Annotated in this window: 28 protein-coding genes; 9 read left to right on the forward strand and 19 right to left on the reverse strand. The window is 44.3% G+C overall.

Annotated elements, in window-relative coordinates:
- Nucleotides 1–16: 16 nt before the first annotated feature.
- Together AC59GT_RS15035 and AC59GT_RS15040 are read right to left on the reverse strand one after the other, a co-directional pair.
- Nucleotides 17–964 carry a polysaccharide deacetylase family protein gene (locus tag AC59GT_RS15035; protein WP_497238388.1) on the reverse strand — a complete coding sequence of 316 codons (948 nt, stop codon included), beginning with the start codon at nt 962–964 and terminating at the stop codon, nt 17–19.
- 6 nt (nt 965–970) lie between these two features.
- Nucleotides 971–1,717, reverse strand: a complete 747-nt coding sequence (locus AC59GT_RS15040; RefSeq protein ID WP_497238389.1) for an SDR family oxidoreductase — start codon at nt 1,715–1,717, stop codon at nt 971–973.
- 108 nt (nt 1,718–1,825) lie between these two features.
- Between AC59GT_RS15040 and AC59GT_RS15045 the strand changes: the two genes are divergently transcribed.
- Nucleotides 1,826–2,269, forward strand: coding sequence for a winged helix-turn-helix transcriptional regulator (locus AC59GT_RS15045; RefSeq protein WP_497238390.1), 444 nt, complete (start codon nt 1,826–1,828; stop codon nt 2,267–2,269).
- Between the two features lie 63 nt (nt 2,270–2,332).
- Entirely contained in the window at nt 2,333–3,271 is a 939-nt protein-coding gene (locus AC59GT_RS15050) for a bifunctional helix-turn-helix transcriptional regulator/GNAT family N-acetyltransferase (RefSeq protein WP_497238391.1), read from the forward strand.
- Between the two features lie 334 nt (nt 3,272–3,605).
- Here the strand turns inward: AC59GT_RS15050 and AC59GT_RS15055 are convergent, their stop codons facing one another.
- From AC59GT_RS15055 to AC59GT_RS15065, 3 genes are all read right to left on the reverse strand, one after another.
- Entirely contained in the window at nt 3,606–5,204 is a 1,599-nt protein-coding gene (locus AC59GT_RS15055) for a serine/threonine protein kinase (RefSeq protein WP_497238392.1), read from the reverse strand.
- A 137-nt stretch (nt 5,205–5,341) separates the two neighbouring features.
- A complete protein-coding gene (locus tag AC59GT_RS15060; protein ID WP_497238393.1) occupies nt 5,342–5,821 on the reverse strand; it encodes a DUF4112 domain-containing protein in 480 nt (159 codons plus the stop codon).
- Between the two features lie 205 nt (nt 5,822–6,026).
- Entirely contained in the window at nt 6,027–6,995 is a 969-nt protein-coding gene (locus AC59GT_RS15065) for a bifunctional helix-turn-helix transcriptional regulator/GNAT family N-acetyltransferase (protein ID WP_497238394.1), read from the reverse strand.
- Nucleotides 6,996–7,150: 155 nt separating this feature from the next.
- Here AC59GT_RS15065 and AC59GT_RS15070 point away from each other — a divergent pair, with 155 nt between their 5' ends.
- Entirely contained in the window at nt 7,151–7,651 is a 501-nt protein-coding gene (locus AC59GT_RS15070) for a hypothetical protein (RefSeq protein ID WP_497238395.1), read from the forward strand.
- A gap of 90 nt (nt 7,652–7,741) precedes the next feature.
- Here AC59GT_RS15070 and AC59GT_RS15075 read toward each other — a convergent pair whose 3' ends face one another.
- A complete protein-coding gene (locus AC59GT_RS15075; protein WP_497238396.1) occupies nt 7,742–8,845 on the reverse strand; it encodes an SPL family radical SAM protein in 1,104 nt (367 codons plus the stop codon).
- A 140-nt stretch (nt 8,846–8,985) separates the two neighbouring features.
- On the opposite strand from AC59GT_RS15075, the gene AC59GT_RS15080 reads away from it, so the two are divergent.
- The 4 genes from AC59GT_RS15080 to AC59GT_RS15095 all read left to right on the forward strand — a co-directional run bounded on the left by AC59GT_RS15080 (nt 8,986) and on the right by AC59GT_RS15095 (nt 11,888).
- Nucleotides 8,986–9,858, forward strand: a complete 873-nt coding sequence (locus AC59GT_RS15080; protein ID WP_497238397.1) for a DUF808 domain-containing protein — start codon at nt 8,986–8,988, stop codon at nt 9,856–9,858.
- Nucleotides 9,859–10,001: 143 nt separating this feature from the next.
- Nucleotides 10,002–10,751, forward strand: coding sequence for an SDR family NAD(P)-dependent oxidoreductase (locus AC59GT_RS15085; protein ID WP_497238398.1), 750 nt, complete (start codon nt 10,002–10,004; stop codon nt 10,749–10,751).
- Between the two features lie 79 nt (nt 10,752–10,830).
- Nucleotides 10,831–11,412 carry a TetR/AcrR family transcriptional regulator gene (locus tag AC59GT_RS15090; RefSeq protein ID WP_497238399.1) on the forward strand — a complete coding sequence of 194 codons (582 nt, stop codon included), beginning with the start codon at nt 10,831–10,833 and terminating at the stop codon, nt 11,410–11,412.
- Nucleotides 11,413–11,477: 65 nt separating this feature from the next.
- Nucleotides 11,478–11,888 carry a DUF1810 domain-containing protein gene (locus AC59GT_RS15095; protein ID WP_497238400.1) on the forward strand — a complete coding sequence of 137 codons (411 nt, stop codon included), beginning with the start codon at nt 11,478–11,480 and terminating at the stop codon, nt 11,886–11,888.
- On the opposite strand, the gene AC59GT_RS15100 is transcribed toward AC59GT_RS15095, so the two are convergent.
- Together AC59GT_RS15100 and AC59GT_RS15105 are read right to left on the reverse strand one after the other, a co-directional pair.
- The gene (locus tag AC59GT_RS15100) at nt 11,885–12,133 is read right to left on the reverse strand and encodes a hypothetical protein (protein WP_497238401.1); all 249 of its coding nucleotides are present in this window, start codon (nt 12,131–12,133) and stop codon (nt 11,885–11,887) included. The genes AC59GT_RS15095 and AC59GT_RS15100 overlap by 4 nt on opposite strands.
- Nucleotides 12,134–12,155: 22 nt before the next feature.
- Nucleotides 12,156–12,377: a hypothetical protein gene (locus AC59GT_RS15105; protein ID WP_497238402.1), complete on the reverse strand. Its 222-nt coding sequence runs from the start codon at nt 12,375–12,377 to the stop codon at nt 12,156–12,158.
- A gap of 75 nt (nt 12,378–12,452) precedes the next feature.
- Here AC59GT_RS15105 and AC59GT_RS15110 point away from each other — a divergent pair, with 75 nt between their 5' ends.
- Nucleotides 12,453–13,244 (forward strand): methyltransferase, TIGR04325 family, encoded by a 792-nt coding sequence (locus tag AC59GT_RS15110; RefSeq protein WP_497238403.1) that lies wholly within the window; start codon nt 12,453–12,455, stop codon nt 13,242–13,244.
- On the opposite strand, the gene AC59GT_RS15115 is transcribed toward AC59GT_RS15110, so the two are convergent.
- The 8 genes from AC59GT_RS15115 to AC59GT_RS15150 all read right to left on the reverse strand — a co-directional run bounded on the left by AC59GT_RS15115 (nt 13,241) and on the right by AC59GT_RS15150 (nt 21,066).
- Complete coding sequence (locus AC59GT_RS15115; protein ID WP_497238404.1) at nt 13,241–14,083, reverse strand: YncE family protein; 843 nt, start codon at nt 14,081–14,083, stop codon at nt 13,241–13,243. The two genes, AC59GT_RS15110 and AC59GT_RS15115, sit on opposite strands and share 4 nt — an antisense overlap.
- 1 nt (nt 14,084) lies before the next feature.
- A complete protein-coding gene (locus tag AC59GT_RS15120; protein ID WP_497238405.1) occupies nt 14,085–15,809 on the reverse strand; it encodes a hypothetical protein in 1,725 nt (574 codons plus the stop codon).
- Nucleotides 15,809–16,429: a DUF6712 family protein gene (locus AC59GT_RS15125; RefSeq protein ID WP_497238406.1), complete on the reverse strand. Its 621-nt coding sequence runs from the start codon at nt 16,427–16,429 to the stop codon at nt 15,809–15,811. The genes AC59GT_RS15120 and AC59GT_RS15125 overlap by 1 nt, the downstream gene beginning before the upstream one ends.
- Nucleotides 16,430–16,433: 4 nt before the next feature.
- The gene (locus tag AC59GT_RS15130) at nt 16,434–17,720 is read right to left on the reverse strand and encodes a hypothetical protein (protein ID WP_497238407.1); all 1,287 of its coding nucleotides are present in this window, start codon (nt 17,718–17,720) and stop codon (nt 16,434–16,436) included.
- Entirely contained in the window at nt 17,717–17,974 is a 258-nt protein-coding gene (locus AC59GT_RS15135) for a hypothetical protein (protein ID WP_497238408.1), read from the reverse strand. The genes AC59GT_RS15130 and AC59GT_RS15135 overlap by 4 nt, the downstream gene beginning before the upstream one ends.
- Before the next feature lie 69 nt (nt 17,975–18,043).
- Entirely contained in the window at nt 18,044–18,400 is a 357-nt protein-coding gene (locus AC59GT_RS15140; protein WP_497238409.1) for a hypothetical protein, read from the reverse strand.
- On the reverse strand, nt 18,360–20,351 hold the full coding sequence (locus AC59GT_RS15145) for a coiled-coil domain-containing protein (protein WP_497238410.1): 1,992 nt from the start codon (nt 20,349–20,351) through the stop codon (nt 18,360–18,362). The genes AC59GT_RS15140 and AC59GT_RS15145 overlap by 41 nt, the downstream gene beginning before the upstream one ends.
- A gap of 142 nt (nt 20,352–20,493) precedes the next feature.
- Entirely contained in the window at nt 20,494–21,066 is a 573-nt protein-coding gene (locus tag AC59GT_RS15150) for a hypothetical protein (RefSeq protein WP_497238411.1), read from the reverse strand.
- A 130-nt stretch (nt 21,067–21,196) separates the two neighbouring features.
- Here AC59GT_RS15150 and AC59GT_RS15155 point away from each other — a divergent pair, with 130 nt between their 5' ends.
- Nucleotides 21,197–21,373 (forward strand): hypothetical protein, encoded by a 177-nt coding sequence (locus AC59GT_RS15155; protein ID WP_497238412.1) that lies wholly within the window; start codon nt 21,197–21,199, stop codon nt 21,371–21,373.
- Nucleotides 21,374–21,472: 99 nt separating this feature from the next.
- On the opposite strand, the gene AC59GT_RS15160 is transcribed toward AC59GT_RS15155, so the two are convergent.
- From AC59GT_RS15160 to AC59GT_RS15170, 3 genes are all read right to left on the reverse strand, one after another.
- Nucleotides 21,473–23,518 (reverse strand): hypothetical protein, encoded by a 2,046-nt coding sequence (locus AC59GT_RS15160; protein WP_497238413.1) that lies wholly within the window; start codon nt 23,516–23,518, stop codon nt 21,473–21,475.
- Between the two features lie 107 nt (nt 23,519–23,625).
- Nucleotides 23,626–25,698: a hypothetical protein gene (locus tag AC59GT_RS15165; RefSeq protein ID WP_497238414.1), complete on the reverse strand. Its 2,073-nt coding sequence runs from the start codon at nt 25,696–25,698 to the stop codon at nt 23,626–23,628.
- Between the two features lie 10 nt (nt 25,699–25,708).
- Nucleotides 25,709–26,155, reverse strand: a complete 447-nt coding sequence (locus AC59GT_RS15170; protein WP_497238415.1) for a hypothetical protein — start codon at nt 26,153–26,155, stop codon at nt 25,709–25,711.
- Nucleotides 26,156–26,270: the final 115 nt, after the last annotated feature.

The following is a 26,270-nucleotide window of genomic DNA, read 5'->3' on the forward strand; positions in this document are numbered from 1 at the left end:
TCTTATTTAATTAACTTTACTCACGAAGACTCGTAGCATCCTTTAATGTCATTTCAGCTATTTCATCTTTGCGTTTAAATGAAACACCCGGATGCTGCTGCATGTATTTAATTAATTCGGTTGCAGCCCTGACCATCTGCGGCGTGCCGCTTACCCGATCATGAAAAGTTACCGATAGCATCCTTCGACGGGTAGCTGCTTCTTCATAAAGCTGGTCGAACTCCATTTTTACCTGTGTGATATATTGATCAGGTGAGAAATTTTTCAACTCGATCATGCCCAGATCATTATTGCGCACGGTGTACGGGACGACAGCAAAATCCTTTTGGTTAACTTTGATGATAAACGGCTCGTCACGGCTCAAATCATCAATATGATAAACACATCCCAGTTCCTGTAATATTTTCAGCGTATTTTCGCTACGGCGCAGAAAGTTGGCGTTGTAACCCACCGCAGTTTGTCCGGTTACTTTTTTGATCGCATCCAATCCATCTTTAATGAATTTCTTTTCTTCATCATATGACATATTGTATTCATCTTTCCAGGTCATGCCGTGGCCTGATGCCTCATGCCCACGGTCGACAATCTCTTTAGCAAGCGCCGGATTTTTCAGCACAGCGGAACCCACCATGTGCGTTGTTACCTTGATGCCTAATTTATCCCAGTTATCCAGCATGCGGGGAATACCCTCTTTATATCCGTATTCGTACCAGGTGGCGGCAGGCAAATCCCTGTAACCGGGCTTCATGTTTGGCGGAAAAGGGCTTGGGGCGTTGTCCGGTTGGCCTCCTGACTCAAGAAGCATAGTAGCTGATACCACCAATCTTGAGCCATCTGCCCACTTTGATTGTTTAGATGAAGATGTGTTTTTAGCTGGTTTTTCAGCAAATAGCTTATTAGTGCCAATCATACCAGCCATCGATAGCAGGCCGGTTCGCTTAATGAAATCTCTTCTGTCTGTCATAACGAATTAATAAAGTCCCTGATTGAATTTGGCGATAGCTGCTTTGGGATCTGCAAAGTAATCCGCGTATTGCCGGCCGGCTTCGCCAACAAATATTTCATAACGATCCTCACTGATTCCATTATAAATATCTTCCGCTGCTATTTCCGGCGGCAAACCATGCTGCTCGCCTCCCATATCTTTAGTAGCATCGGTGTTGATGAGTGAAGGCATTACCTCGTAAACCTTGATATTAGTGCCTGATGAGAGCGTTAAGCGCAAAGCCACGGAGTGAGAGTGCAAGGCTGTTTTGGCATCAGAATAAGTTGGCAAAACGACCAGCGGATGGAAGGCCACGTTAGAAGTAATATTGACTATAGCTGCTTCAGGCTGTTTTTTCAACTGCGGCAACAAAGCTTCGATCAAACGAACAGGGGCAAAATAGTTGGTCTCAAATTCCTGTTTCGCTTTTTCAATGGCGTTAGCGCCTTCACCCAGTTTGTAAACGAAGCCGACACCGGCATTATTGATGAGTACGCTAAGATCGCTATACTCAGCTTCCAGTTTAGTCATTAGGCGCTTTACCGCCTCTGCATCGGTCACATCGCCAACGATATAATCTGCGCCTAATTCCCTCGCTGCCTTTTCCAGCTTTTCTGCATTGCGCCCTGAGATGATGACTTTGTTGCCTTTTTCGCTCAAAAGCTTCGCGGTTGCATAACCAATGCCTGAACCACCACCGGTTACCAGGACTGTTTTGTTTGTGAAATTCATTGCTTTTTATTTTAATTATTAATACCTAAATTTGCTTGCTATTTGCAAGTAAACAAAGGTAGAATATTATACTTGCAAATTGCAAGTATAATGTATCATTTTAATGTCATGAAAGAAATTCATCACCGGTCCGATTGCCCGATTTCGTTTTCATTAGATTACCTGGGAGATAAATGGGTATTATTGATTCTTAGGGATTTGATTTTTACCGATAAATGCACTTACGGTGATTTCCTGGCTTCTAAAGAAAAAATAGCAACCAATATTCTAGCTGACAGACTTAAGCTATTAGAAGTCAATGGGTTCATCACCTCAACTGTTTCACTGGAAAAGAAGAACAAGTTTATTTACAGGCTTACCGAAAAAGGCATTGATCTCGTCCCGGCAATTATTGAATTAATGATATGGGGTTCAAAATACAACCCTCCGGGCGCCGAAGAGGTAATCAAAAAACTGGAGCAGGACAAACAAGGTACCATTAAGATGGTGAAAGACAAGGTTTTACAGCGAATTGAGCGTATGGATCTGGCAAGTGAAAATGAAAACGCGTAAAAAAGTTGACAATTATCAACAGTAATTGTTGATAATTGTCAACCATAACGCTATATTTGCTTTATGAAAAAAGATATAGAGCAAATCAGAAGTTTCAACCGCTTCTACACCGCCCACCTCGGGTTGTTGAATGAGCATATATTAAATGGGCCATATACATTGGCCGAAGCCCGCATCCTATTTGAAATAGGCTTACGCCAGCCCATATCTTCCCAGGAACTGGGAGTATTGCTTGGCTTGGATAAAGGTTACCTGAGCAAAATCATCAAGATGTTTAGTAATGATGGGGTTGTTGCCCGTACACCTTTTAAAGACGACTCTCGCATTCAGCATATCAGTTTAAGCGCCCAAGGGTCAACATTACTAAGTGAATTACAGGGAAGGTCTGACCGCCAGATAGAAGAATTTCTAAAGAGGCTTTCGGCTGATGAGACGACTATGCTGGTAAACTCCATGAGAACTGTTGAGAACTTATTATCGGCTGATTACAGCAATCAGGTGCTGTCGCATCAAGTTACCTATCGGGAAGGTTTAAAGCCGGGTGACGTTGGTTATCTCATCTATCTGCATGGCGTACTGTATGCACGCGAATCCGGCTATTCGCAGGAGTTTGAAGGATATGTGGTCAAAACCTTTTATGATTTTCTGGAACACTACGATACATTAAAAGATAAGATCTGGCTTGCCACCTATAACGGGCAGATCATTGGCTGCATCGCTATTATAGCCAAGCCCGATAATGAGGCGCAATTAAGATGGTTCCTCGTACACCCCATATTCAGGGGAACGGGCGTAGGGAAACATTTGCTTTCTACAGCGCTTACATACTGCCGCGAGCAGCAGTTCAATAATGTTTATCTGTTAACTACCGATGTGCAGCAAAAGGCAATTGCCATGTATAAGAAAGCAGGCTTTGTGCCAACCGAGTCTGTAAAATTGGAGCAATGGGGCAAAACGCTTCGTGAAGAACGCTACGATCTTAACTTGAAAAACCAGCAATAATCTATCTCATGCATTACTTAATCATTGGTGATTGCGCGCCGCCATAGTGTTCATTAGGCGGTAAGCCTTCAAAATATAATCTCATCGGGATCACAGCAAAGACCACCCAACAGGTTGAAACGAAAAACCCTTCTACACATTATTTTAGAGGGTTTTTTCATATCTCTTTATTTAAGCCAAGTTCTGAACATCTTCCTAATTACCCTTGGATAGCTTGTACTTCAGGTGTTCTCAAGTGGTGTAATATGATAACTGTAAAAAAGTAGATCGCTGACTTGAAGTTCTTTGGTTTTGATTTACTCTGCTTAGCATCAGAATACGCCTCGAACTTGCATTATTGTCCAACCACAATCAAATCCTTTTTCCTGAGCCAGCCTTTGCTGGTTTGTCCTTTATCGTTGGTATACACCACATAAATAAAGCCGTTCTGGTCGTCCAGGGCTTTTAAGCGTGCGTTGTTCCATTGGTTTATGTTTGCCGCACGTTTGCTTGCCTCGTCCGGGCGGCTATGAAAGTAGGCGTAACTGGTAAACAATGTAAATACTTTACCTACATCGCTGCCCTTGCCGCTATTGACCGGCGCAGCTTCAGTAGGCTTTGGTTTAGGCTCCGCTGTTTTTACCACTTTTTTAGCTGAATCTTTTCTTGTTTTCTTAACAGCCAGCGCTTTGGGTTTCGTAACGGACTTCTTTACTGTTACCTCTGGTGCTCCCTTTATACTTTTCTGCGGCTCTGGCTCTATCCGTGCTGCTTTCCCGTTATTAAAAAGGTAATGGCCAGCCAATGCACCCATGCAGGTAAGCAGCAAACCTATACCTAATAATGCCGCTTTTGACATACTCTTGCCACTATTATTATGTGGCAACGGTGTTGTAGCAGGCGCTGCCTTAAAAGCAACCTGGCTGTTTTTAAGCTGGGTTATTTCCTGCAATAACCTGCTTGTCTTCGTCTCCTCTTCCTTTAGTTTTAATTCCAGGGCGTCTTTTTCGTTTTGCAGGATCAGCGCACTTTCTGTATCATCTTTTACGCTGATCACACTGTGTTGTATCACCTCGCGAAGCTCGGTGCCGTCCGCGTAACGGTCGGCCGGATTCTTTTGCAAACATTTAGATATGAGTATTAGCAACCACGCAGGCACCTGCATTTCGCGGCGGCGCTGGTCTTCGGGCCAGCTTAAAGGCATGTTCTTTTGACGCAACGTCAATAGATCGGGCGGCTCCTGCTCCAGGTGTGCTATCATTACAGCATTACGGGCAGTCTGGCCGTTGTCATTCAATTTAAAGGGAACGGTGCCGGCCAGCAATTCGTAAAGAATAATTCCATAGCTGTAAACATCGCTTTGCGGCAGCAGGTTGCCTTCGCTTTGCTCAGGTGCCATAAACTCTACTGCTCCAGCATTTCGTAAGCTGCTTCGCCGCTGCTCGTCGCTCATTATTGCGAGACCAAAATCAAGCAACATATAGTTGCCGGTATTTATATTAAATTTAACGTTATTGCTTTTAATATCGCCGTGCTTTACCGATACCCTATGACAATGGCTCAACGCATTTGCAAGCTGATAAGCCACCTTAATGGCTTCATGAATAGTAAAAACAGGTGTGTCTTTCTCTGTAAGCAGTTCTGCAAGATCAGGGCCCTCAATAAATTCCATCTCGATGAATGGGAGCGAGCCACTTTCAGTAATGCCGGAGTTGAGGATTTTAACTACGTTGGGGTTTGATACCTGGTTAACCTTTTTTAATTTCTCTACCTCGTTAATGAAATCTTTATAGTGCTTGTCGTTCTCATCTTCGGCGTGAATTGGGGTTGGCAAAAGCTTTACTGCTACAAAAATTTCGCCGATGCGCCTGCCTTTATATACCGAACCCTGGCCGCCGGTATGAAGAGCACCCATGTTTTCGAGCCCCTCGGTTATCGTAAAAATTTTACCCATTTGGTTGTTAACGATAAAGCAGTTTTGCTATAAAAGTATCTACCTTAAAACCCTACTGCACAAAAATAGTTTTTGAACAAGGGTATCGGAGTCGCCATTGCTGCCACAGATTGGTATGCTTGTAATTATCATGTCTATCAAAAAAGCCCCAGTAGCCATCGCAAAGCGATGTAGGAGACATAAATGGTTGACAAAAGGAAAATCACCAGTACAATTAATATTAAGGCGATAACACCTTTATCGCTGCCCTGGTGCTTGCCTTCTTGATAGTGCTCTTTTAGCAGCTTAATGTTGCGGGTATTTGCTTTGAAATAGAAGTCGGTTATCTGACCTACGAGGGGAATCCCGCCAAGAAGCCCATCTACGCAAATATTAACAGCCATTAAAATAAGTACCTTTCGACTCACACCGCCGTTCTTTGCAATTACATAAAGCAGCGCTGCTGCTACTATAAAGCCAGAAACATCTCCTGCAAAGGGGATGAAGTTCAGCACAGGATCGAGCCCGAAGCGAAAATTTGTACCAGGGACGCGGAATTTGTCGTCCATAACGGAAGCTACCCGCTCCACCCATTTCAACTGACCTGTAAGGGCTGTGTTTTTTGGTAATTGTTTCATCTACTAAATGAATTGAAAGCACAGGGATTTGTTTTGTAAATTGTTAGGCGGTAAACTTCAGGAGAACAGTATCGCAGTGTTTAATTGGATTAAGGGCATGGGGCTATCAGATAAACGCCCCAAACTTTAATTACATGTTATTGGTTCTCGCTTCTGTAATTGCTGAAACAATTAAGATCGTCCAAGTTCAATGAAAGTACATTCTTTACTGATTTTTACTTATCTCACAAGCCATCTGAATGTTACATCTTTCATAAGGAGTAGGATGGCCCACGACCTTCTTAAACCCGAGTTTATGATAGAGGTTGATAGCCGGTTTCAACAAGGTGTTACTTTCTAAATAAATCTTTTTAGCACCTTGCCTGCTTGCCCAGTCTAGTGCTGCCTGGCCCAGCAGCCATCCTATATTCTTACCTTGAGCAAGTGGTGACACCGCCATTTTGGCAAGTTCAAAATCATAATCGCTGTTATGCATTTTAATCAAGGCGCAAACACCAACTGGTTTGTCGTGGTATAAAGCGACTAGTATATGGCCGCCTTTTTTTAAGATATAACCGTCCGGATCACCCAAAGACTTATAGTCTGTTGCTTCCATCTTAAAATAGGTGGAGATCCATTCTTCATTTAATGACTTGAAAGCCGCTGCATAATTCGACTTGTAGTCTACAATCAGGACATCTTTACTTTCCCTTCGTTTTTTTTCTTCTGTCACCCTGCGCAGCAAAGGTTGTTGTTCAAGCAAAAACTCCCACTCTTCTATCGCCTTCCATAAATCATGTGTAGCCTGAGAGTTTAAGGTTTTAATGGCCTGCTCAAGATCTGCGTACTGGTCTTTTATTTTTTCTGCATAGCCTTTTCCTTTCTTAGAGAGAGCTACTAGGGTTCTTCGGCCATCCACTGTTCCTTTTTTCTCGATAACCAATCCCGCCTTGATCATTTCGCTTACAATTTTACTTACAGATGGGTGCGAGTGACCGATTTCAACAGCTATCCCCGTAATGGTCTTTTCTTCGCCACGGGACAGAGAATAAAAAACCGGAAACCACTTCGGCTGAATTTCGATTTCATAAAGCTTGTAAATGCCAGCAGCTTCATTGGTAATTGTTTCCGTAAGCATTCTTAGCCTGCTACCAATAGCTATGATGCCTGCATCGTTAAAAAATTTATTATTCATTCATTACGTAACTAGTTACGCAAATATAATAATGGTTTGTTAAAGTCGGAGAAATAGTAAAAGAGTTTCTTGGTTTAAATGGCTGGTGGTGATGTTGTTGAACAAATACAAGTAGAGAACATCAAACCATTGTGCATTTTTAGTGTCTCTGAGGTATGAAAATTAGAATATTTCTCGCCGCTATTACTATTTGCCTGTTTTCATTTGGTTGTAAAAGTAGAAAGCAACTTAGCCAAGAGGGTGTGGCTAATGCAAGTCAAAATTCTGCCGGTAAGTTGATTGTGCATATGGCCATGATAAAGAAGTTTACCTCAAGCAGTTCTGCGCTTTTATCTTTTACTGTAATAAACAACACTAGTCATGATCTGCGTTTCTGCAAGTGGGAAACGCCGTTTGAGCCACGTATAGGAAAGTATTTTGAAATTATTGATGGTATCGGGAATGAGGCTGTTTTTAAAGGAGCAATGGCAAGGCGTGTAATGCCGCCACCGGCAAGTGCATATATCACGGTAGCTGCTAAGAGCAGAGTTACAACTGAAATTAATCTATCAACCAACTATGTTTTAGCCAAAACCAAGTATAAGCTAACGTATGTAGGCAGCGGTGTAAGCGGACTGCAGGTAAAGGATGTGATTAGCTTCTCAGTGGCAAACTAAGTTCTGTTTGAGCATACATTACGTTGTATTTGCCGCAGATAACATTAACAACTGAGGATAGTTAAGCTTGGTATTATCAACTTAAGCTAGTTACGTCCAGTATAATATCCTGGCATTTGGAAACCTGCGCGCAATCTCACTTTCAAAAAACGATTTTAGTTCCTTCATCAGTTCTTTTATAAAAACATACTTATGGCCACCAAACTTGTTCCGTTTTACGGCCCTGTTTGTTTCGCTAAAATCCAGGCTGGTGTTAGGGTACCACTCCATCAAAATATCACGGGAACCGGGTGTGAACCGGTGCGTTATCAGTTCGAAGGTTAAATCAGTTTCAAAGTTAAGGTTCAGCTCTAGTTCATCCAATAGTTTGGAATAATGTAGTTCCCAATCGGGTATGGGCATTATTGGTGCCAGCACTACACCAATAGGGTAGCCTCCGCCCCCTTGCTGGCCTGGCAGCGCCATTTTCCTTAAAGCCTTTATGCGGGCTGATACATTTGGAGTGCCGCCTTCTAATTTCCTGGCAATTACATCGGCATTTAGGCTGCTACGGAACCTTGTGCGGCCCTGATGATTGAGCTTGAGCAAGCTGTTTACATTATCAAATTTAGTAACAAAACGCAAGTGGGTATTCGGGCGATCTGCAAAGTGGCTGATCGATTCGGCCAAACCTCCGGTAAGGTGTTCCAGGCTCAGCGGATCAGTATAGCAACTTGCCTCAAACGAGGTGACCTGATTCAAGCGTTCAAATTTAATGGTGTTTTCTAAAATCTGCGGCAGGTTTGCAAATACTCTTATAGCCGGCGGACCGGATAAGCTGCCGGCTAAATAACAATACTGACAGTGAGCAGGGCAGCCTTCGGCCAAATGAAACTGCCAATCTGCAGAAGGAGGGATTGGGCGAAGATTAAATGCGCTTGGCGGCGCATTCACTATTGCCAGCGTATTTTTAGCAATGCGATAGGTTTCCCGTTCATCTTTGCCACGAAGTCCTGTTATTCGGTTGTTTTTTGCTATTTCAATATTCAGGTTAAAGTCCTTGATCCGTTGATATATCTTTTGGCCATAGGCTTGCTCCAGTGCGTCGGCTGTAAAAACCACCCGCCTCGGCATCCACAGTTTAAATGATTTTTCTTCACCGTTTAACTCCCGCGCTTCTGTGGTGATGTCGTTTAATATATCCAGTAACTCCATGTAATCTCAACTGCAATTCGCGTTCCGCAAAAACCAATAAAGTGCTCATTGCAGGCGAATATTGCTACATTTTAAAACTTTACTCTGCAACTCGCATTTATACCGTTGAGTAAACACGAGTCACTAAATAACACTACCAAATGGCCGCAGGCATATTCGCAATTCTGGATGATATAAGTGCATTAATGGACGATGTAGCTGTGGCCGCTAAATTGGCGACACGCAAAACGGTAGGCATACTTGGCGACGACCTGGCTGTTAACGCGGAAAAAGCCACCGGCTTTCTGTCGTCCAGGGAATTGCCGGTACTTTGGGCAATTACAAAAGGTTCCCTGGTAAACAAGCTTATTATTGTTCCGGTAGCATTATTGCTGAACCTGTTCTTCCCTGCTGCAATAAAAGTTATTTTGATTCTTGGCGGTTTGTATTTAGCCTACGAAGGCGTAGAGAAAATTATAGAGTACTTTTTTCATGGTAAAAAAACCAGCGACAAAGTAGTAGAGAAGGATAAGCAAGATGATAGTGCTGCTGAAAAGGCGAAGATCAAGTCGGCTATTGCGACGGATTTTATCTTGTCTATTGAGATCGTGATTATTGCTTTAGGATCTGTTTCTGATAAAACCCTTGTTATACAGATCATAACTGTTTCGGCTGTTGCCCTTTTGGCAACAATAGGTGTTTACGGGATTGTGGCTGTTATTGTTAGAATGGATGATGCTGGCTATAACTTAATTAAAAGGTCAGGCAATAAAGGCTTTTTGTCGACACTGGGTACGGTACTTGTAAAGTCGTTACCGGTGATCATCCGAATACTTAGCGTTGTAGGTACTATTGCTTTGATCCTTGTTTCCGGCGGCATCTTCGTTCATAATATCGAATATATACATCATCTGTATCCTCAAATTCCCTCAATTGTTAAAGAGCTTGCATTAGGACTGGCTGCTGGCTTAGCAGCAGTGTTGGTGATAACAGCAGCCAAAAAGGTATTCTCCTTACTCAAGCAACGGGCTTAATCCGGCATCACACACGCACAAGTAATTAGTCGTGTTCGCCTCATTGTCATACCTGTATAATCTTTGAAACTAATTGGAACGGTCGTTCTGTTTTGAATATATATTTGCGGAACGATTATTCCAAATAATATTCACAACACAAAATGAAAAAGTTAGAGAACAAAGTAGCAGTAGTTACAGGCGCATCAAAAGGTATTGGTGCCGAAATAGCAAGAGGTTTAGCAGCAGAAGGCGCAGCCGTAGTAGTAAACTATGCATCCGCTAAAGAAGGTGCAGAAAAGGTAGTAGCAGACATTGTTGGTAATGGGGGTAGGGCAGTTGCCGTACAAGGCGACGTGTCTAAGCCATCCGATGTTGACCGCTTATTTGCTGAAACACAACAAGCATTTGGCGGAGTAGACATCCTGGTGAATAATGCCGGCGTTTACCAGTTTGGTGCTATTGACGATTTTACGGTAGAAGAATACACCCGCCAGTTTAATACAAACGTATTAGGTTTATTTCTTGCAACCCAAGCGGCAGTAAAAGGCTTTGGCGAAAAAGGGGGCAGCATAATCAATATCAGTTCTACAGTAACACGTATTACACCTGCTCAAACCGGAGTGTATACTGCTACAAAAGGCGCGGTAGATGCGTTAACCCAGGTGTTATCAAAAGAGCTTGGAGGAAGAAAGATCCGCGTTAATAGCATTAATCCAGGCATGGTAGAAACTGAAGGCACCGTTAGTGCCGGCTTCATCGGTAGCGACTTTCATGCGCAGGCAGTTAGTCAGACACCGCTCGGCCGTACAGGTCAGCCGGATGATATAGCACCTGTAGCTGTTTTCCTTGCATCTGACGATTCGCGTTGGTTAACTGGCGAGGTAATTATAGCCAGCGGTGGCGTACGCTAATTTGCAGCTGCGAACTGCTTATAGTAGATAAATAATAAAATGAATAGCTTTGCCCCTTACAGGGCAAAGCTTTTTGATTATGGCAAGGACGAAGGATTTTGATGAAGAGGAAGTTTTAGGTAAAGCAGTTTGCCTTTTTTGGCATAAGGGCTACAACGGTACATCCATGCAGGAACTTGTAGATACCCTGGGTATCAGCCGCTCTAGTTTGTACGATACTTATGGCGATAAGCACACGCTTTATGTAAAGGCGTTGCAGTTTTACCAAAGTGGTTCGGGCGGACAGATGTGCAATATCATCAGCAACGCTGAGTCTGCCAAAGAAGCAATAAAGAAATTACTTGAGTTCACGACCGTAAACTTGCTTAATGACGTGCAGCAAAAAGGCTGCTTTATGGTGAACGCCGAGGTAGAAGTAGCACCGCATGACGTAGAAGTAAAAGCCCTTATCTCACAAAATGACCAGCTACTGGAAGATACCTTTTACCATGCCATAAAAAAAGGCCAGGACAGTGGCGAGATCAACAGTAAACAAGACGCTCGTGCCTTGGCACGTTTTATCATGAACGTAGTTAAAGGTATGCGGGTGACGGCCAAATCCAGTACCGACAAAGCCATTTTTGACGACATCATTAACACCACGCTTACCGTATTCAATTAATTTGCGATACGGTCCAATTTAGCTGTGTTCAGCAAACCATCCTTCACGGCATTTGTAGTTCCTGAATGGGACTTGAGAGATTCATCAAAGCGCAGGAACGCGATTACAATACAGCTTTAACCGAGATCAGGAACGGGCGTAAACGCAGCCATTGGATGTGGTACATCTTTCCGCAGATTGCCGGATTGGGATACAGTGAAATGGCGCGACATTATGCTATAACCGATCTTGCCGAAGCGAATGCCTACCTCGCACATCCAATACTTGGACCAAGACTAGTAGAGATCAGCAAAGTTTTACTGCGATTGCAAGGGGATGATGCTAATGCTGTATTTGGCAGTCCGGACGACTTAAAGCTGCGATCATCAATGACCTTGTTTAGTATGGCAAATGGCACTGACCCGGTTTTTGAAGCGGTGCTAGAGAAGTATTTTGGTGGAAAGAGAGATAAAGCCACGGTAGATATAGCTAGCTAAAACTTTCTTGTTCTTATTTCCTCTACTTCGCGTTCCAGTAAGGCTACTTGTCCTTCAAGTACCTTAAGCCGTATTTCGTTAACCCGTGTCTGTGCTTCTTGCTTGGTCTGCATGTCACGGAGGTCGCCTTTAATTTGGAGATAACTCGTCATTACGGTTGCTACTATACTAGCTGTGCTAACTATAGTTACGATGATGCTCCTGATGGTGATGCCACGAAGTTCGCGGTGTTCAAAAGATGTCATAGGTGTTTAATTAAGGTTATTGTTAACTGTTTTCCGGCTGTAATTGCTTTACCGCAAACTGCGACACAATTGCTATGGTAGTACCTGCCGAGATTAGAATAGTGCAAAGTTTCGACGGTATACCCGCTACAGTAGATAAGGATGTACCCACACCGGCAAGCCCGACACCAAAAAGTTGGGCACGCTTAAAAAAAGCCGGGGTTTCGCTGGTAAGGCGTTTGATAAAGGTAAGTTTAGGTTGCATGATGGGTTAGAGTTTATTTATATTTAAGGCGTGACGACAAAATCTGTTATAAAAAATCTACTGCCGCCGATCTTCTTGAAGTTAGTTCAGCCAAAAAGAAAAGTTGTTCAGCAGACTTATTCTTCATACGATGAGGCTTTAATGCATTGCAATAACCCGAAGGGCTACGAAGACAACGACATTGTCAAAGTTGTATTAGAGAAAACAAAACGTTTTAAAGAAAAACTCGAGAACGAAAAGTTTCAGGAGGTAGATGCTACTACTGCATACGGTATGTTGGCTATAAGGCAAGCATTGGGTAACAAAAAAGAAATCTCTGTTCTTGATTTTGGAGGCGCATGCGGGGCGCACTACTTTACATTTAAGAACTTGTTAGGTGATGATTACAAACTGAATTGGGCGGTGGTAGAAACATCTGCAATGGTCCAGTACGCCAAAAGTTTAGAGAACAATGAACTTAGATTTTACGATAATCTTCAATCTGCAGCTAATTCATTGAAAGTAGTTAATCTGGCATTCTCATCAGGAACTTTGCAGTATTCGCCTAACCCGAGCAAAAGTTTAATACAACTGAGCGATCTACAAGCCGAACATCTTTTTCTAAACCGATTAAGTTTAAATTTGAACAGTGAAGATCTTATTACAGTACAAGAAACTTTGTTGAAAGAGCAAGGGGTAGGATTAATGCCTTCAACGCTTCAGGATAAAAAAGTTTATTACCCACATACCAACATGTCCGAGCAATCACTCAACAATATTCTGGCAAAAAGATATGCACTGGTTATGAAATTCAACGACTATTCCGGCATCCATATTGTTGCAAATAATCGTGTCACCGGCTATGGGCTATTACTTAAGAAAAGTTAGTTGATTACTTCCGAGACAGCATAACAAAGACCGCCACTTCCTCCTCCAACAAAAAATTGCGATTTAAAGGTATTCGGCTCGAAAGACGCACCTATAGGATTTAACAATCCGGGAAGTCGTTTAAAAACCCCATTTGTAGATTTTTTCACATATGCAATATTTCCGGAGCTATATTCGCTTACTATGTATCTGTCATTGTTCAAATTAGGGTCAAAAGAGATATCAATTGGACTGTTAAATCCGGTAATATTTTGAATTATTGTCATCGTATCAGTATTCACAACTGTAATGTAGTTACTTGCATAATTACATACATAGGCATTGTTCAGATTAATTGAATCGAAAGTAACTCCGTATGCTCCTGCAAAACCAGTAGTTATTGTGCCGACTACACCAAAGTTATTGAGACTTATAAAGTTAAGTGAACTCCCTGCAGCACAAAGAATTCTGTTGTTTAAGGCATTAGGATCTACGGCAAGACCGTTGTTTCCAACTAAGCCTGTACTAGAGAGAGCCCAATTGTTTGTGTTAAGATATTTTAATGTCCCGCCGGCAACGATATAAAGCCTTGATGTCGGGCTATCCCAAGCCAAGCCTGTAACTTTTCCGCCCACGTTAATTGTTGTAATTTCGTTTAAGGTATCTACATTCAACACCGTTACGCTACTACCGTTTGCTACAGCAATTCTTTTGTTCGAAGCTACCGGATCACATCGAACGAATTCTATAGCACCAAAGCCGTTTTTCGTTGTCACCACCGTGTTCACCTTGTCGTTCACCCGGAACACGTTCCCACCGGTAGTGTAAATATTTGTTCCTGATCTGAATAAATGTGACATGTTATGCTGTTGTTATAGTTAGTTTTTTCCAGACTGTTGAAGTCTTTTTAATGTATAGCTTGTTTACACCCCATACCTGCTGGCCGATTAATGATGCTGGATAAGCACTTTGCAGGTCTGCGCTGGTTTTATCGCCTGCGGTGTCGTCAATGTCTGCCAGGTAAAGCTCTACCAGGTTACCGTTTAAGGCCGAGCGCCGCCATTGGTTAATTCCGATGCAATCGTACCGGTAGTTGGCGTCATAAGAGAACTGCCCTATAGACCCGTTTACTGATGCTATTCCACTGCTGAAATCTGCAGCGGTGAGCGGGGCGGAATTTACGGTAAGTTCCTGCAGATCATACGTTTTTTGCGGACCTGCAGCTGTTATTGTCACCACCTTTTCACCGGAGGTCACCACAGGCAAACTGGAAAGTGAAAGTATGCGTGCGTTGGTGCCATCTATTGCAACCAGGTGGATGCTGTCGGCAAGAATGTCGCCAATTGCTAAATTGGTGTTTATGCCCTTTACCAGGGGTAATGCGGTTAGCCCGTTAAGCGCTATTGTGCAGCTTACGGTTGTATTGGCATTGCTGAACCTGATGTAGAACCGCTGCGTATTCGCGTAAGCGGTAATCACGGGAGAGATGACTGCAGTATAAGCATTAGTACCTGTGGCAGTTGCTGAAAGTTTGGCGCCGGACTGCCCCGTGTATTTTGATGCTTCCAAGCTAGCTGATGTGGTGAATTTTGCATCGTCAGTACCGGCGTTTATCTCGGCAAGGCTTGCCTTGGCTACTCCTGCAGGTGGATCTACCCATTGTGTATTGTAGTCGGCATTACTTACTTTGGAAAGCACCTGGCCGGCACTGCCTCCTTCAGCTACGCCCTGCCCCGCAGACCCCGAAGCTCCGGCTGTTCCTGACGGTCCGGCGGGGCCGGTGGCACCTGTATCGCCTTTGTCTCCCTTTAGGCCTTGTGGCCCTTGTGAACCAGTGTCGCCCTTTGGTCCCGCAGCGCCGGTTGCTCCCGTGTCACCCTTGTCTCCTTTAGGGCCGGTTGCACCGGCAGGACCGGCCGGCCCTGCCAGACCGGGTTCTCCCTGAGCGCCACCCTCACCAATCATTGATGTTCCGGCACCCCAAACTCCTGCTGTTTTTGGGCCAAATAAAGTTAAAGTGCTGGTGTTGATGTAAAAATCCCCATCTGTGCCAATGCCCAGGTTAACAGGGTTGCTGGCTCCGCTTAATATTGTTTTGCCGTTAATACCTGCTACTCCAATATCACCCTTGTCACCCTTTGGCCCCTGCGGGCCGGTCTGCATAGAAAACACCTGGCTCCAGCCGGTAAGGCTTTTCTGGTAAAATACACCTGTAAGTGTGTTGATGTAGCTGTCGCCGTTTTTGCCGGTTCCGCTGCCGGGGATTCCTGCGCCATACAGCAGGGTGCCGTCTGCTCCGTTCGCTTCCGGCAGTTGGTAAACTATGCTCCAGGTACCGGCAAGTTTTTGTGCAAACCTGCCTGTGTTGGTCTGCAGGAACACGTCCCCATCCTTACCGGTTGAATTTTGCGGGAGAGCAGTACCAAACGCAATTGACGCCCCTGCAAACAAGTTGCTATTTAAGTATTGCAGCAACTGGGCTATGGTAAATTGGTAATCTACGCCGTTACGTACCAATAACGATATGTCTGCCGCATTGAGCCCGGACGTTACCGGCAGTTCGCTTATCTTTTTGTCTGTAGCCATTAGTTAAATAGTTCTGGTATGAGCGGATCAATGTTGTAATCATCTTGCAGGAACAGGTCTGTTTTGTCAATCCCGCGGATTCGCGGACCTGGCTGCCTGGCAGTTTTGTTCTTACGGTTGTAATGCCATATCGAAAATTGTTCTTTGTGATCCAGCAGAAAGCGTTCAACCTCGTTGGTGTATGCGTTTGCGGTACTGCGCTGCTGCTGTACCAGCTTTACAACGTCTTTGGCAGGCAATGCATCGGCATTGTCGTAGCGCTTAGTTACAGGGCCGGTAGCGGTATAATGTACCGCATCGGCTTCAATAAAGCGTGCAAAGGTAAAATAGGCGATTACCGGCTGCAGGCCCTGATGCAGCACTATGTAACCTTGTTCGTCCAGGTATTCGCTGCCATTCAGCAGGTCTTTATAATGCTGCGGGGTGTCGTCCTTAAGTGTGCCGTCTGCTTCCAGGTGTTTTATCAGATCATAGTACAAGGCATAACCCAAAAATGGTTTAAGATCCAGTTCCTGCGCTTTTTGTATAAATACTTTAATACGTTCCGGCTTTATATTGGCAGCAATATCCTCGTAACGCTTCAGCGTGTCGGGGATGATAAGTGTGTTTTGTGTAGGCATGTTGTTATTGATTATGCGGGTTTACCATGGCTTCAGCCTCGCTTTGTTTTAAGCCGTATGCATGTACCAGCGTGGCAATTTTGCTGGCGGACGAGAGGGTAGATAAGAGTAGCTGATTAATGGCCGACCCCGCCTTTAAGCCGATTGCATCATCGGCAACGTTAGTTGGTACGGGTACAATACTCCAGTTACCTGCGGGATTGATGTTAGTGTAATAATTGGCGAATATGCTTTCGAGCGTTTCGCTCAGTTCGAGCCTGTCCGGCGCAGTGTTGTCGTTAAATTCACGTATAGCCTCTTTCTTTTCGCTGCCGTTGCTTAAGCCGGATGCTTTCTCGGCATTAACCAACTCCTTGGGTACGGAGAAGCCTTTAATAATCCGGGCCTCTACCGACCGCTCTGTTGTTTCGAAAAGCTTATCATTATTTTGTATTGCATAAGGCTGAAACTCCGGTTTGGAGCTTTCGTCTTCGTACTCTATTACAATTATCTTTTGCGCGCTTTTAGCACCTTGAAAGCTGCTTAGGTCACGTTCTAATTGAGACGGCGTATTACCTCCTCTGCCATTATCGGTGCTGTTATCCGCTTCTTCGCGGCGCGATTGCATGAACAGCATGGTTGATGGCAAAAAGCCTGTGGTCACTTCCCTGTTGTTGAAGGTTTTTATACCTGCTTCGGTCTCGAAATCTTCCCATACCGAGTCTGCTTCTAACAGCGGGTAATCATCCACTTCGGGGTTAAAGTAAAACAGCTGCCCTTTGTATTTGCTCCAGCCACCTGCTGCAATCACCTGGCGCTTTACAACTTCTGCATCGGGGTTATAACTGTCCAGGAAGGTGATCTTGCTGCGCATGATGTGCTTCCATGTGCGGCGGCCCCAATCATTATAAACGGCAAACTTGCCGGCGGTTTGTACGTCATCGGTATCACCCATGCGGATGTCCTCAAACTTAACATAGTTTACCGAAGCAATCTTGCAATTAGCGTTGTAGTTTACGTGAATACCAAACCCGCAAAATAGTGCCTTATCAGTAGCTATTGCTTTTAACAATTTGGCCATCGTGAGCCCTTTGCTATTGATAACCTGCTTGCCCAACATAGCATCTTCAAAGCCGTTTCCGGCTATAAACTTTGCACGTTTGTTCCAGCAGTCTTTTGCTGTGGGGGAGCGCGATACCAGCTCGAGCATACGCTGCGGATAGGCGTTATCCATATCATAATTGAGGATGCCAAACGTTTGATTTGGCCTTACCACTATCCGCCGTTCTATTTGGGGAAGGAAAGTCTTCATTGTCCCGCCTTACCCCCTGAAGGGAGAGCAAAAGTTGATGTTTGCTCCATTTCTGTTTGATGTGATTTCATCTTAGATGTCTTTGCTGTTGATAATCCTCCTTCGGCAGGCAGTGGAATAAACAATTTTGCTATGTGCGGGAACCGCTGCAGGTACCATTCGGCTTCAGCATCCGTAAGGGTATTGTTGTTATGCACTGCGGACGAACCGGGTGCAAACTGGTGCCTGCCGGGTTTAAGTATGTATTTTTTCATGAGCCCTCCTTTTAAATTATTTGAGTAGGTATTAAAAGTCTCCCCCTTCAGGGGGAGACTTAGAGGGGGTTAAACTGTAAGTGCCTCTATAGCAGCAAGGGTACTGGCGTAGGTGGCGGTACCGTTGTCCGGTGCTATGGAAATAGCGCGTGGAGGGTACGGTTCTTTAAGCTTGTCGGGATTGGTTAGTTTTATTTTGTAACCACCATCCAGCGTCTCGTCTGCAGCGTTGCGCTCAGCTTCGGTTACGATAAGGCCGTTTACAGCACCAAACAGTTCAACGGCCGAATTGCCATCTTTATAGTTGTTTACTGCGATAGCCCGTACACGACCATAGCCCATTGCCATTAGCTGTGCTTTTACCTCAACCGAAAGACCGGCGATATTAAAATCGATCTCTTCGGTAGCCGGATAGGAGCGCGCCACGACCGTCGGACACAAAGCGACCGCCCTTTGCATATGCAGGTGGCTTTTGCGATAAAATGGTAGCCACCTGTGCCGCGGTAGACGCAATCACCGGAATGATGTTTGGTATGGCGAATGGCATACCGAACTCCGCAATTGTTTTTTGTACGCCGATAGACCCATTGATCACAGCCTGAGCAACCTGCACTTTTTGGTTTGCTTTAAAAGCTTTTACTTTCTCCTGATTTTCTTTCTTCTGGTACTTGTCTTCTATAGCTTTACGCTGCGTGGAGGTAAGATTCTTATTGTTAAGTTCGTTGGCTTTATCTTTTTCAAGAGCCTTTAGTTTGGCCTCACTTTGCTTGCCAATTCCACCGGCTATCAATGAGAAAGCTTTATCGGTAACTTGTTGTGCTGCTTTTGTAATTAATTCAGATCGTTGCTTCTCGTATTTCTCAGTTAAGGTTGATATCTCCTCCTGGCTTTTTTCAGTTAGCTCTTTTATCTTTTCTTTATTTCCATTTGCTTGTAATATCTCAAAAGCATACTTGTCCTGAATAAGCTTTTTTTCGGCTTCAAATTTTTGCCATGGCCATACTGCTTGCTTTAACTTTTCTTCATCCTTTTCAACTATCTTTTGCTGTTGCTCAGTTTGTAGTTGCCGTTTTGCTTTTGCAAAATCTGGGAGGAGGCTTGGCGCAGCCTTAATAATAGCAGACGGGTACTTTTTTGCAAGTTCATCTACTGCTTTATAGTAGCTCTCCTCCGTTATAAGCTTCTTATTAAGTTGGTCATTAAGCAGGGCCAGCTCCTGGTCATATTGCTGCTGTTGTCTTTTGAAAAAATCTGCTGCTGTGATTTGTCTTAAACTTAGTTGCTCGTGCGACCTTTTGATTTTTTTTACGAAGTGACCAGCATTCTCCCCGGCCTTCTTATATGCATTGTCAAACGCTTTTCCGGCATCGTGGGCTAAGCCCGTAAAATAAGATTTTGCCTTATCATAACCATCCTTTACAATAGTAACAGCTTTATCAAATTCCTCACTTAAATGTGTTACACCCGTTTTTATCTTAGCGCTATCAAAGGTAAGCACACCAGAAATGATGTCTCCCAAAGCGCTGAACGTTTTACTAAATTTTTGAACTAAGCTATCCCAAAAGCTTTTTATAGTGTCTACAGGGTTAATCAGAGCATCAACGATGGCTCCACCTAGTTTCACGAGCGCTTTCTCAATCTCTTTAGTGACAACACCTACTGCTGCAAGTGCACCTTGAAACCGTTTTAGCCCAATTTTGTCGTGTTGAAAGTACTCTTCCAGCGACTTGAGTATAAGCATCAGCAATCCAAAACCTGTAGCCTTTAATGCTGATCCTACACCGTTAAAGCCGTCCTTTACAACTTCTAAGCCGGTTTTTAACCCACCAAATCCAGCCTTTAAACTCTCCAGTTCCGGTGCAAACTCACCTGCCTCGACTTTCAAACTGTCCAGCGTTTTATCTAACGACTCAAATGTTTTCTCCAGGTATTTGAAATCTTCTGCACTCGCCTTTGTACTTTCACCGCTTTCTTTTGAATCGTTTTTTAAAGCGACACTGGCGGCTTTGAAGTTTTCGGATGTGGTTGCTGCGCTTTTTTGGGATTCTGAAAGTTCCTTGTAATTCTTCGTTAATTCATCTATTGCGACCCCTGCTGACCCAGCTGTAGATTTTGTTGAGTTAAGCAGCTTGGCATTTTTTTCTAACTGATCATTACTTTCCTTTACTGCCGATGCAGTTTTTTTAATTTCCGATGCTACATCTTTGTAGGCTTTCTCTAAAGTATTTGCAGAGGATGTTAATTTATTTTGAGTGCTAGCAAGCGATCTCAGAGATCCCTCGAGTTCTTCAACCGAAGCTCTCAGCTTCTTTATTTCCACCTGCTGACTTTTTGTTAAATCATCATTTATTTCCATAGTAATTGATTTGTATGCCATATGGCATATTTTTTATCTAATATATACCTGCTGCTTTCTCGGCAGCAGGTATTAAAAATTATTTATTATGTAGAGAGGAATAAGGCAGAAGAAAAAGTTGTCTGTGAATACAAGCACTAAAATAAATCCTTAGAAGATGAATTTAAAAGTCGGCTCTTTCTTTCGCCCTATCGCGCTCTGTAGCAAGATGACCTAACTTAATGTCACCATAGGTTAATCCGATCACCATGTCACTACTTATTGTTTCAAAAATTAATCCTTTTTCATCCGACCATGTTGTGGAAATATCAGCACTACCACCTTCAATTGCTAAAAGTTCGTGACCATCACCATCTTCAAAAGGAGATTTAAATTCCTTTTTCTCTTCGCCTTCTCCATATACGGCAGTAATGTCGGTTGATATTTCTTTATAAAGATCTATTAACTGGGGCTCAAGTTTGGGTTTGAAAGCAAAGGTTGCCTGATACACTTTGCCGTCAAGGAATCTAACAACTAAGATCTCAGCTTTTCTGCCGCCGAGCCTCACATTACTGTACAACCATTCACTTGGTTTGCTACCGGCAACATCTTTTATCGCGCCTTTAGCCTTTAATGCTAAAGCCACTTGTTGAGGAGTGCTTCCAAATTTTATTCCCAGAAACGAGTCGATGACCTTGGTTTGAGCATGCACTTGCGTTGTTGTAAATAGAACTAAGGCGAGTAAAAGTTTTTTCATTTGGATAAGGTTTGCTAATATTTTTGGTAAATGTAAAAAGCTGATTTTAAAATTGCAAACGCATTCTGCAAATATTTTTATTATTTGGTAACATATTTTCGCCGCACATCTCTTACCAGAAAGCACCATCATGATCGTTTTAAAATCTGACTACTTCAGCTCCCACGAACGCCTTACCCGTTTCATCAACGAGAACAAAATAAAGCGAGAAGATATATTGGTAATTACCCAGGCACCAAGCATGTACACCATCTTCTTTTTTGGCGATGATGCTGTTAAAGAGATTACACACGGCTTATTCTCATAAACGCGCTCAAGCCTCAAACCCAGAGCCCCACCCAAACCCTCCCCTAAAAGGGAGGGCTTAGAATTCTCAATGCTCGTTGGAAGTCTTGGTTGGGGACTTTTACAATCTTACCAGCTCAACCTTTACCGGCTGGCCTTTGCGCCAGCTGTCTATTTTGTTGATGTAGTAATATGCGCTATCCTGCTCCAGGTAAACGGGAATCAGCAGGTCAAGCTCCAATATGTCACGGGGAGAGAGCATAAAGTAGCGTACTACCTTTTTTGTCTGTTGCAGAATCTTCTCTAATTCCGGATAATACTGTTTACGCAGGTATTCCCAATCCAGGCTTTCTGCTGCGCCATTTTTAGCAAAGTAGGGGATAGATATGGTGCTGTTCACCACCCGCTCGTTTGTTCCGTCGGTAAAAGTGATTTGTTTGCCGGTATCTAAAAGATTGAGCGCATCATTAATGAGCAGGCGCGGCTGGGTACTGACAGAGAAATCGATCGCATCCTCCTCGGGACTCCGGTCAACTTTTAAAATCTGCGCTATGCTACCGTTTACATACGGGCGATTAAGGGTTGGGGCAAACTGGCTTTCTACCAGGTCGGCCGTTGCAGCCAGCGTCTTATCATTAACAGTTATCTTTGTATTACCGAAGCCTTTGGGCTTAATGCTTTCGTCTTCTTTTTGTTTCAGGTAATTCTCCTGCGCGTAGCTGCCGAGCTGAAAGCTGATGGCTTTACCCTGGTCTATGCACTTGCGTGTCCAATCCCGGGCAACCGGTATATTGTTTACAATGTCCCTGAAAGAAGCGAATGTTATTGTCCGTGCAGCGTTATCAGTTTGGCAGATTATGCCAAACCGCTGCAAGGTGTCCTTCAGGAGATCTTTAAGAGAAATATCCGGAAAGATGCGTTCGCATTGAATTGTTTGGCCCAGCAGCACCTCTTCGCGCTTTGTTTCTATCTTGAAAGTGGCACCCGCTTGTATCTCCGAATAGAGGTCGCGCGCTGCCCGGTGGTTTACCTCATACCGAACCTTTAAGCTTTCGCCGGCAAGCAGCTCAACATCAGCAGATAACTTTTGGTTGTTGAAGGTTTTTACGGCAATACCTCTTTGAAAAAAGGATGATTTTATCTGCGCGTAGCTGTTTACTAATTGTGCATCATTATCAAGCGTGTGGGTTATGCGGTCCAATTTTGTTGGGTTGCCATGTACATCGTAGTACTCAAAGTAAATGTGCGCCTTGGCGCCGCCATCGTCCAAAGTAATTTTTCCGGCAAGTGTTAGCGAATAAGTAAAGCTGGCAGTAAATGCCACACGTGCTTTTGCTACATAAGCATTGCTCTTAAAAGAGTTCGAACTATCGTTTATTACCGTGTTAAGGCGCATATCTTCCTCATATGCATCGTTAGTGTGCACATACTTAGCCGCGTTGGTAACCTCTATCCCGAGGTCGTCGGTAGTGTTCTGGTAGTTGGTGCCGTGGCTAAAATTATCGTTTGCAAACTGCACAATAAGCTTTTGAAATAAAGGCTGCTTCAGCAAAAACGAATCGGGGTTTATGCGGTAACCTGCTTGTTTGGCCATGAGTTCTACCATGGTCTTCAGGAAAAATCCGGGACGGATCTGCCGTACGTCAATCTTCAATGGCTGATCGGTAGGGTAAGTTATAGTGCCATAATCTATTACCGGCCATATCCAGCCTTCGGTTTTAGTTTGAGATGCCACTACATTATCCACAGTGTAGGCATGGTCAAAGTACTTGAGCAGGCCTTGCTTGCCAATAGTAGTCTCTGCGTCGCCCATGTCGTATATTTTAGCATCCAGCGTATCAAAGAAGTCCACGTTGCCGCTCAGTACTGTTATAGCCGCGCTATCCTGCTCAACGCCATTTAGCACTGCAATACCATTGGTTACAATCTCCAAACCATCCTGTACTATTTTTGCCGGGTAGTTGTCATAAGGTGCTTTACCACAAAATGCAACATCATCCGGGAAGCCCAGTATACGCCTGTTGCGTTGTGTAAGGGGCAACTTAAACTGGTTACTGGTGTTGCCCTGTTGATTTTTTACTTCGGCCAGGTTGTTTATCTGGAAGGTGAGCGCTATCGGGCTGTCATCCGCCAGGTCAACCAGCTCGTTATAGATGTAGAGTTGCATGTTGGTGAGTTTGAGCCCCACCCAAACCCTCCCCTGAAAGGAAGGCTTTAAATTAATTTTAAGTCTCCGCTTTCAGGGTGAGATTTAGAGGGGGCTATTGGGTGAGGCTATTGCGTTTGTATATTTATGGCCGGCAGATTGAAGGTGACGCTGAATGGCGCCCGGCCATTGCGTGTTTCGTACTCGCTGTATGTAGCTGTGTTTATCACAACGGTTTGCCATTTTACAGGGTTGCGTTTCACCAGTATTTGTACCTTTGGTGAGTATTTAATAGATTGCAGTCCCTTGATGTCTGCCACAGACAGATCCTCGGCAACAACCTTCATTTTTTGACCTGCCGACTTACTGATCACTTCTTCTATGCCTTGCTGGTTCTCCCAATCGTGCACAAAGTTTTTGATGATTACGGCATTCTGTACATCCAGCGTTACTTCCTGATCGAAAACAAAACGATAGTAGTTCCAACTGCCCGAGAGGCCTATCCAGCGCAGGTAAACGGCGTTGTCGTCCACAGCGTCATCCACCCGTATGGTTTGAGTTTGCGTAACGGTATGAACTACATTGTTATCATTGTACTTAAGTGCCAGGTTAATGTAGTAAACCTCTGGCGGCAAATTGGTGTTTATAAGCAGCCTGTTAAGGCCGAGTTGATCGGGTACAGGAATGTTACCGAAACCCTGCTTTGCAATTACCAGCCTGCCGCCGTCCTGGTTCAGCAGCCAGGATCCATCCTCATTTAGCAGCCCAACCTGGTTTTCGCCGCCTTGTATAGGTTGCTGATTAATATCCAGCAGGGTAAATTCGCAATATAACTGGCGGCCCAGCAGGTCTTCGCTGTAAATAAAGCCAATATCAAACGGGTAGCCGTTACTGCAGGCGGGCTCGGCAAAGTCGGTTATCCACCTGGCTTTAGCTACCCCGTCGGGCAGCGACGCAAACGGTACATAAGCTGCCATGTTGCCGCCATAACGTTCTCCCAATTGTTTAGCTGCGTACAGCACGAAGTAGTTGTGGTCTAACGATACAAATACCGGCTCTTTGGTTGTGCCGTTCTCGTCCCAAACTTCGGCATAGGCTATGGAATAGCTGGCACTTAAGTTATCGTCTCTGAAGTTGGGCAGGCTGTAATCGCTTTCGTCAGCCGGCTGTACAAGGCTTTGCAAAAAGCTGGATAGGTCGGCTTTTACCAGCCCGGTTGCATCAGGCCGGTTGGTTGATGTTATGGTTTTCTGCCGTCCATCCCTGTCGAAATAACTTATCCGGGTGACAATGTTATAATAGGGTCTAAGCTTGTTAATATTGATAAAGCCGCTGATAGGCTCATCGGGATGTATGGGCGGAGTTTTTAAAATAAGATTGTAAACGCCTTCGGTGCGATCAACATCATATATACCCTTGTAGGTGGTACTGTTGATGTACACCTTGTCGCCGGTGGATAGTACCGGGTTGCCCGTTGCGGGATCGTTCAACGAGGCATTTATCCTGAGTTTGGCAAATCCGGTAAGGGTGTCTGTAGTGGATGAATGGATGCCGAAATCTTTACGTTGGTAAGTGAATACAACAGGGTTAAACGCGGCATTCCACCTGGAGATTTTACCGCCTGGTAAACTCACGGACGGATCGGCAACAAGCAGCCCCGTTACGGTACCAAGCAATACACTGTATCCGGCCAGGCAACCATTACTATCCCGCGCGTAAATAGGTATTATGCCACCTGTGAGGCCGCCAAATGTTGGCGACGATTGAAAGGTTACGTTATCGATACTGTATTCTATCAGCCCGTTGCTGCTGGTAGCAAATGCGGTTATCTGCCCGTCGTTCGCGCCAACGGCACTTTCCAGCTTATCTACGTTTACATGGGTGATCTGTAGGTCGCAAACGGCAACTGGTGGCGGCGTGGTTACCTCTTCGTGGCTGATTATAGTAAAACTACTGTAGTGGTAATTTTGCGGATTAGTGTTGCCTATACGGCCGGTATAAATTGCCTTACCCTGCCCGGAAATAAGGATAGTATAGATGTTTGAAACACCGTCAAGGTTTACCTGGTAGGTAACCTGCATGTTGTTGCCATTGGCGGGCTGACCGGTAGCCGCGTCAATCAGCCTGATGTATACCTGCCCGTTGGTTTCGGTACCGTTTACATAGGTGTTGGTATAGTCAATAATAGGGATAATATTCATTGTATAAGTTTTAAGCAGGGTAGGTGTCGTAATACATGGTGTTAAGCGTTATGGTAAGCCCAACGCCGGTGGTATTGGTGTCAAATTTGTTGTATACGGGTACGCACTTTGCATTTTCGCCTGCCTTGATACGGAAGTAACGGCCATCACCATCGCGGTACCTGGCAGCTTTCACCACAAACTCGCCTGCCATCCGCAGCGCCTGCTGCACGTAGGTTTCGTTTTCTGCTGTATATTGGCCAAACTCTGTTTGGTACAGGAACTCGAGGTATATGGTGAACACATTATCTACCGAGCCATTCACCTGGGGCGACAGCACTATAGGTTGCAGCGGGTACAGCATAACACAGGGGAAGGCTGCGTTATCGGCAAGGGTATTCAGTTCTTTTTCGGTGCCGTACAAAAACGACGGCGAGGTGCTTAAGCTTTGCACCACAGCTTCAATTTGGTTTCTCATAGGAACCCCCTAACCCCCTGAAGGGGGAATTTTAATGGTTTTAGTAAATAAATCTTGTTTAGCCCCTCGCCCCCTGAAGGGGGAAGTAGTTATCGGTTTTATGATTAGATTGTCA

It is taken from the genome of Mucilaginibacter sp. 320_HR (assembly GCF_059691875.1).